Raw genomic sequence first — 6624 nt, forward strand, 5'->3', positions numbered from 1 at the left:
CAGCGTATCGACGGTCTGCTTCATATTGCCGAGCGCCTGAAGCTTGAACTGATCGATCTGGTCCATCGTGTCGTAGATGTTCTGGAACGCACGCTGCAGCGTCTCCAGCGGGATCGTCGAGCTGGCCGCCTGCTCATGGATCGCGCCGGTCTGGGTGCGAAGCATTTCGCCCGTGCTGTCGATCATGCCCGCGGTGGTGGTGTTGAGCGCGCCAATCTGCTCGAGGACGAGCTTCTGGTTGGTCATCGCCTGGGCGACGGTCACGGCGGTACGAAGCGCGGCGACCGTGGTCGTCGATGCGCGGTCGACGCCCTTCACCAGCTCGACATTGTTCTTCTTGACGAGGTCGAGCGCGAGATAACCCTGAACGGTGACCGCCATCTGCGTCAGCAGGTCGGTCGTCCGCTGCCGCGTGTAGAAGAGCGCGGTCTCGCGGATCGCCTTGGCCTTGGCGGGCTCGGTGGCGTCGAGCTCGCCGGCCTTGTCCTCGAGCCGCTGGTCCAGAGTCTTGGAGATGTGCACCATCTGCTCGAGCTTGTGCATCGTCTTCCACAGGTTCGCGCGCTCGGTGTCGATCGCGGCATTGTCCATCAACAGCTCGTCCTTGCCGTTGGCGAGGCTGCCGAGGATCTTCGAGATGTGGGTCTGCGAGCTGCGGTACTTGTCGAAATAGCGGTCGACGCGGTTGCCGAACGGGATGATCCCGAGGATCTTCTTGGTCTTGGTCGCTTCCTTGGGGTCGAGCGCCTGGACGGTGCGGCGCAGCTCGGTCAGGTCGGCGCCGATCCCGCTATCCTTGTCGATCGCCTTGACCGGCCGGTCGAGGAAGCGGTTGGAGGCGCCGGCCGCCTCGGCGATCTCCTTGCGGCCCATCGCGGTCAACTGGTCGACCTTCTTGCCGAATTCCGGGCTATTGGAATCCAGGGCGGCAAGCTCATCGACGAACTGGGTGACGCGCTTGTCGAGCTCGCTCGTCTCCTCGGCCTTGAGGGGAACGAGCCCGGCGGCTTCCGCGGCCGGAACCGGCTGCAGCGCCTCGGGCGGGTCGAGCTTGAGCTTGGTCGCAGTGGTCGTTTCCGCTGCCGGTTCGCTTGCCATCCTCAAATCCTTTCCTCGTCCTTGTGCGGCCCGGTCGGAAGCCGGTCAACGCCGCACGGGCGCTGTTGCTGTATTATAGGTGTAAGACAGGACCACACAAGACGCACTCGCGGGACTGTGGTGAAGAGTGGTTAACCATAGGCTTGAACCCTTCGCTTACCGTGCCCGGCTTATTGGCCTCATCCACGACACTGTTGTGAGGGCAATGTGCTGAGTTTCCTGCAGAGGGGTGGCCGGGTTTCGAGTGCTTTGCACCAGGTTCGCGCAGCGCTGCAGTCGGCAGCGCGACTGCGGAGCGACAAGCGCGGCAACGTCCTGGTGATCTTCGCGGTCGCCTTGCCGCTGATGGTTGGAACGCTCGGTCTCGCCGTCGAAGGCGGCAGCTGGTACCAGACCAATCGATCCCTGCAGAACGCCGCCGACGAAGCCGTCGTCGCCGCCGCGACCAACGCCACGTCCACCTACCTTACCGAAGCCAAGGCCGTGACGTCCCAATACGGATTCACGGACGGCTCCGGCAATGTCACGGTCACGGCGAGCAACGCCGCAACCTGCCCCGGCGGCGCGACTCCCTGCTACAGCGTGACGGTCACGAAGAAGCTTCCGCTGATGCTGATGCAGGCGGTCGGTTTCACGGGGAACACAACGGTGTCGGGCAAGGCGGCCGAGCGGCTCCAGGTCACGGCCTACGCCACGCAACAGACCTCGCCCCGCGAATATTGCATGCTGGCCCTTGCCGGTTCGGCTCCGAGCACGAGCGCCGTCGATTTCCTCGCTAACGGCGCGCCCAAGGCCGACCTTGGCGGATGCAACATCATGTCGAACGCCAGCATGAATTGTAACGGCCATGACCTGAATGCTGGTTACGCCGACGCGGTTGGGACCAGTCAAGACTGCGGCAAGATCCGCGATTCAAACATGTCGAAGGTGACGGATCCCTATTCGTCGAAGGCCTCGAACATCCCGTCCAATTCATGCTCAAGCTACGCGACCACCACCATCACCGGCAGTCTCGCTCTGGGGACCAAGAATTACTGCGGCGGTGTGAAGCTTGGCGCAGACGTGACGCTCACGGGCGACAACGTCATCTATATCCGCGACGGATCGCTCGACCTCAACGGACATACTTTGTTGACCGCGTCAGGCGCAAGCGCAGTGATCGTCTTCACCGGCACGAACAGCAGCAGCATCAGCCACATCGTGACCGGCAAAGGCACCCTCGATATCTCGTCGCCAACCAGCGGCACATGGTCGGGGACCGCCATCTACACTGATCCCACGCTCAAGACTAACGTGGATTACAGCGCGGCGGGCAACTCCCCCAGCTGGAACATCTCCGGTCTCGTCTATCTCCCCAATGCGAACGTCACTTTTAGCGGCGCCGTCGGAAAGGGGACCAACGGCAATGCCTGCTTCGTGATGGTGTTCGACAAGATCACCATCAACGGCACCGGCAGCCTCTTCAATCAAGGGGGTTGCGCCGCGCAGGGCCTGACGCCGCCGAGCAATCCGATCGGTATCCGCGGACGACTGGTGGCATAGCGGATGAGCAAGCTCTCAATCCGCAACAGCAACCTGCTCGTCGAATCGTCCGGCCTGGCGACGATCGAGTTCGCGATTGCTTCTAGCGTCCTGATGCTGGGTCTTCTGAACGGGCTCGAGACGGCGCGCTATTCCTTCCAGAAGATGGAAGTGGCCAATGCCGTCCACGCGGCGGCTCACGCTGCCTGGAATGCCTGCGACACCAAGCATCTGCCCGCGCTCAGCAAGTGCACGACGGTGAACACGGCGATCAATAACGGCATCCAGTCCACGTCCCTGGGCTCGGCTGTGACGCTGTCGACGACCACTGTGAGCGGCAAGACCGTCTCCTACCCGTTCGAAGGATATTATTGCCTGACGACCGCGGGCGCCTTGAAGAAGGAGGCGGACTATACCGGGACCAAGCCGACCGATTGCTCCGCGGAGGGCGACAGCGCGCACACACCGGGTGATTATCTCGTCATCAAGGCTCAGGCGACCTATGCTCCGCTGTTCTCGTCGAAGCTGACGATCGGCAGCCTTTTCGGGACGACCTTGTCGGCGACCAGCACGATCCGGCTGCAGTGAAGATGATGCGGCTATTCCATCAGCTTCGAAGGGACGAGCAGGGCGCGACGGCGGTCGAGTTCGCGCTTCTGTCCACCGCCTTTCTCGGCCTGATGTTCGCCGGAATCTATGCGTCGATGATGGGGTTCACCGCCGCAAGCCTTCAGTCGGCAACCGAATCCGCCGCCCGGTGCCGCGCAATGAGCGTCACCTGCACCGACGCGACCACCACGCAGAATTTTGCGGCAACGAAGTTCTACAAGATCACCGGCAATGCCCCGACCTTCGTTTCGACGACCGACACCTGCGGCAACAAGGTGACCGGCTCAATGAACTTCACCATGTTCTACATCGTCGGGTCGAAGACAGTCAGCATCTCGTCCGCTGCCTGCTTCCCAACGCAGACCGCGTCCGCGTCCTAGACCACCCGGAGTCGGCGGGCCTGCTCGACCGACGTGCGTCTGGCGCCTCGCTTTCCAAATGACGACCAGCTTCGCCCGGGCTATGCGGCCTCGAATCCACCAGAATCCGGGCCGCTCGAACCATGAAATTTTTCGCCGACACCGCCGAGATCGCCGAAATCCGGGAGCTTGCCGCAACCGGCCTGCTCGACGGCGTCACCACCAACCCGAGCCTCATTCACAAGTCCGGGCGCGATTTCGTCGAGGTGGTGCGGGAAATCGCCGGTGTCGTCCCTGGCCCTGTCTCGGCCGAGGTGGTCGCGCTCGACTATGACGGGATGATGCGCGAGGCCGAGATCCTGCGGCGCATCGGCGACAATATCGCGATCAAGGTTCCACTGACCCCCGACGGGCTGAAGTCGTGCAAGGCGCTGACCTCCGATGGGACGATGGTCAACGTGACCCTGTGCTTCTCCGCGGCCCAGGCGCTGCTTGCGGCCAAGGCGGGCGCGACCTTTATCTCGCCCTTCGTCGGGCGGCACGACGACGTCGGGTTCGACGGAATGCAGCTGATCGCCGACATTCGCCTGATCTACGACAATTACGACTTCGGGACGGAAATCCTCGTCGCCTCGGTGCGCCATCCAGTGCACGTCGTCGAAGCGGCGAAGATCGGCGCTGACGTCATGACGGCTCCGCCGAAGATCATCTGGCAATTGTTCAAGCACCCGCTCACCGACAGCGGCATCGCCGGCTTCCTCAAGGACTGGCAGGCGACGGGCCAGTCCATCGGCTGAAACCGACGCTAAGCTTTCCTTAGCCGTCATCATTTACCGACACAGGCGTGGATCAAGCGACACAGCCCGCCCCCGCCAACCCGTTCGCACCCTATCGGCGCGTCGGTCATGCGCTTGCGCTCATCATCTTGGCCGTGAGTTGCGTGGAGTTCGCGCGCAACTGGCTCCATCCAAGCAGCCGGGATTTCGTCAGCTTCTGGGGCGCCGCCAAGCTCGCATGGGCGGGCACACCCGCACTGGCCTACAACAATGCCGCACTTCACGCCGTCCAGGTCAAGGTCGCGTCCTTTTCCGGCAGCGCCGAGATGCCGTTCCCCTATGCTCCCGCCTTCCTCCTGATCCTGATGCCGTTCGCCGCATTGCCATTTCCGCTGGCGATGGTCGTGTGGACGCTTGGCACATGGGGCCTTTACGCCTTCGCAGCGCGACGGTTCGCGCCCGAGGCAGGCTGGCTCCCGCTCGCCTTTCCGGCCATCTTCGCGACCGCCGCGATCGGCCAGAACGGCTTTCTCACGGCGACGCTCTTTCTCGTCGGGCTTGCGCTGCTTCATCGCGGTCGCCAGTTCGCGGCCGGACTGGTGCTCGGCTGCCTGGTCCTGAAGCCGCAGCTCGCGCTGATGCTGCCAGTCGCGATGCTGGCCGGCCGCGAATGGCGCGTGATTGCGGGCGCGATCGTCTCGGCCACGGCGCTCATGCTGGTCGGCGTCCTCGCCTTCGGACCGGCGGTCACCACTGCCTGGCTCGACCAGATGCCGCTCTACGCGCGCATTGCGCGCGACGGACTGGTCGGCTGGCACAAGCTCGTCAGCGTTTACGCCGCGGCCCGCGAGGCCGGCATGCCGGAGCAGGCAGCGTTCACCCTGCACGCCGTCGTCGCACTCGCCGCCGCGGCGCTGGTCGCGCGCTGCTGGACGAGCAAGACAGAGCCGATGGCCAAGGCCGCCGTGCTCGCCGCCGCGACCATGCTCGCAAGCCCCTACGTCTATCTATACGACGCTCTGGTCCTCATCCCCGCCTTCGTCTGGCTGGTCCAACGCCGCGCCCCCATCGCACTCGTCGCCACGCTCTGGCTCTCGCCGCTCCTGATCATTGTCCAGACTGCAGGCGCCGTGCCAGTGAACATCGGCCCGCTGCTGCCGATCGCGCTACTGGGACTGAGCTACCGCGCTTGGCGTGACGCGCCGACCGCCAACGCAGCGGATCGATCTATCGACCTTGGAAAACGCGGTGGTTTAGTCGCTGGCTGTTAACGGCGGCGCCGCTTGGCTATGCGGATCGAGGCTGATCCGGACGGACGACACGACCCAGGCCGCGACTGCTGCGCCGGCGAGATTGTGGACGATCTGCCCGCCGGACTTGGCGATCGACCCGCAGGCGAGGCCAACCAGCTGCGGCGGTCCCTTCGCCTCGCCATCCGAACGGCAGCCGCTGACCGCTCCGGTCGGACTGGAAATGTAATAGATCTTGAAGTCCACCGGCAGGGACACTCCGACGGGCGCGCGATTCACCTGCATTTCCAGATCAGGCGTCAGGCGCGTCGCGTGGCCGGGATAATCGAGCACCCAGGCGATGATACCTCGATAGGCCCCATAGAGTGGCTGGCCGCTTCCGTCGGCGACCGGTGCGAATGCAGCCTTCTGCTGAACGAGCGCGCACGTGTAGACATCGAGCCTTTTGTGACCGCTCGAGATGAGCACGGAGCAGCGCTGCACCTTCCCATCTGGGCCGATCAACAAGTCGAACGGAATAGAGCCCTGCACTCCCGCTCTGACGGCCCAGGCAGGGTAATCGCTTGCCGAGATCACGCCCTGAAGACTGGGATCGCCCTGGGGCATTCCGGCGATTACAGCGAGCAGCAGCAGCAAGAACATCGACAAGCCCTCTTGTTCGCCCATCCTACGATCGGGGGAATTCGACGACCATAGGAAATTAACCGGTTCGGCCGTATCCTGCGCGGCGATGGCCACGGTAATCCCCTTTGAAGAACGCGCGGTGGCGAACCTGCGCCAGCGGCTCGGCGCTGCCGAGGAGGCGAACCAGGATCTCATCGCCTTCGCTCGCGGGCATTCGGGCGCGGTGTCGTCGATTCACGCCGCATCGCTCGCGGCGATGGAGGCCGAGGGCATCGATGCTCTGCTTCACGTCGTCACGCAGGAATGGCCGCTGATCCTTGGCATCGACGCGGTCGCGGTCGCTCTGGTCATCGGCCGCCAGGGCTTCAGAGCCGACGGCAACGGCGT

Annotated in this window: 7 protein-coding genes and 1 pseudogene; 6 read left to right on the plus strand and 2 right to left on the minus strand. The window is 63.9% G+C overall.

All coding sequences use genetic code 11. The features are described 5' to 3' along the window. Positions 1-1098 (minus strand): toxic anion resistance protein (locus JOZ79_RS02305; RefSeq protein ID WP_294070026.1); only part of this gene is annotated, 1098 nt, incomplete at its 3' end. A gap of 207 nt (positions 1099-1305) precedes the next feature. Between JOZ79_RS02305 and JOZ79_RS02310 the strand changes: the two genes are divergently transcribed. The 5 genes from JOZ79_RS02310 (at position 1306) to JOZ79_RS02330 (ending at position 5634) form a co-directional block, all read left to right on the plus strand. Further along, positions 1306-2640, plus strand: coding sequence for a pilus assembly protein TadG-related protein (locus JOZ79_RS02310; protein WP_294070028.1), 1335 nt, complete (start codon positions 1306-1308; stop codon positions 2638-2640). A gap of 3 nt (positions 2641-2643) precedes the next feature. After that, positions 2644-3207 (plus strand): TadE/TadG family type IV pilus assembly protein, encoded by a 564-nt coding sequence (locus tag JOZ79_RS02315; RefSeq protein ID WP_294070030.1) that lies wholly within the window; start codon positions 2644-2646, stop codon positions 3205-3207. Between the two features lie 2 nt (positions 3208-3209). Continuing rightward, a complete protein-coding gene (locus JOZ79_RS02320) occupies positions 3210-3608 on the plus strand; it encodes a TadE/TadG family type IV pilus assembly protein (RefSeq protein WP_294070033.1) in 399 nt (132 codons plus the stop codon). A gap of 122 nt (positions 3609-3730) precedes the next feature. Further along, positions 3731-4384, plus strand: a complete 654-nt coding sequence (gene fsa / locus JOZ79_RS02325; RefSeq protein WP_294070035.1) for a fructose-6-phosphate aldolase — start codon at positions 3731-3733, stop codon at positions 4382-4384. Between the two features lie 47 nt (positions 4385-4431). Then, positions 4432-5634: a glycosyltransferase family 87 protein gene (locus JOZ79_RS02330; protein WP_294070037.1), complete on the plus strand. Its 1203-nt coding sequence runs from the start codon at positions 4432-4434 to the stop codon at positions 5632-5634. Here JOZ79_RS02330 and JOZ79_RS02335 read toward each other — a convergent pair. Then, positions 5617-6255 carry an energy transducer TonB gene (locus JOZ79_RS02335; protein ID WP_294070039.1) on the minus strand — a complete coding sequence of 213 codons (639 nt, stop codon included), beginning with the start codon at positions 6253-6255 and terminating at the stop codon, positions 5617-5619. The genes JOZ79_RS02330 and JOZ79_RS02335 overlap by 18 nt on opposite strands. A gap of 121 nt (positions 6256-6376) precedes the next feature. Between JOZ79_RS02335 and JOZ79_RS02340 the strand changes: the two are divergent. Further along, positions 6377-6624 (plus strand): annotated as a pseudogene (locus JOZ79_RS02340) (DUF484 domain-containing protein); the annotation flags it as partial.

The organism is Sphingomonas sp., assembly GCF_019242355.1.
Classification (GTDB): Bacteria; Pseudomonadota; Alphaproteobacteria; order Sphingomonadales; family Sphingomonadaceae; genus Sphingomicrobium.

Bases quoted from the DNA above. Each gene is read 5' to 3' on its own strand.
- JOZ79_RS02320 (WP_294070033.1), top strand. From the start codon at position 3,210: ATGATGCGGCTATTCCATCAGCTTCGAAGGGACGAGCAGGGCGCGACG.
- JOZ79_RS02335 (WP_294070039.1), bottom strand. From the start codon at position 6,255: ATGTTCTTGCTGCTGCTGCTCGCTGTAATCGCCGGAATGCCCCAGGGC.
- JOZ79_RS02315 (WP_294070030.1), top strand. From the start codon at position 2,644: ATGAGCAAGCTCTCAATCCGCAACAGCAACCTGCTCGTCGAATCGTCC.
- fsa (WP_294070035.1), top strand. From the start codon at position 3,731: ATGAAATTTTTCGCCGACACCGCCGAGATCGCCGAAATCCGGGAGCTT.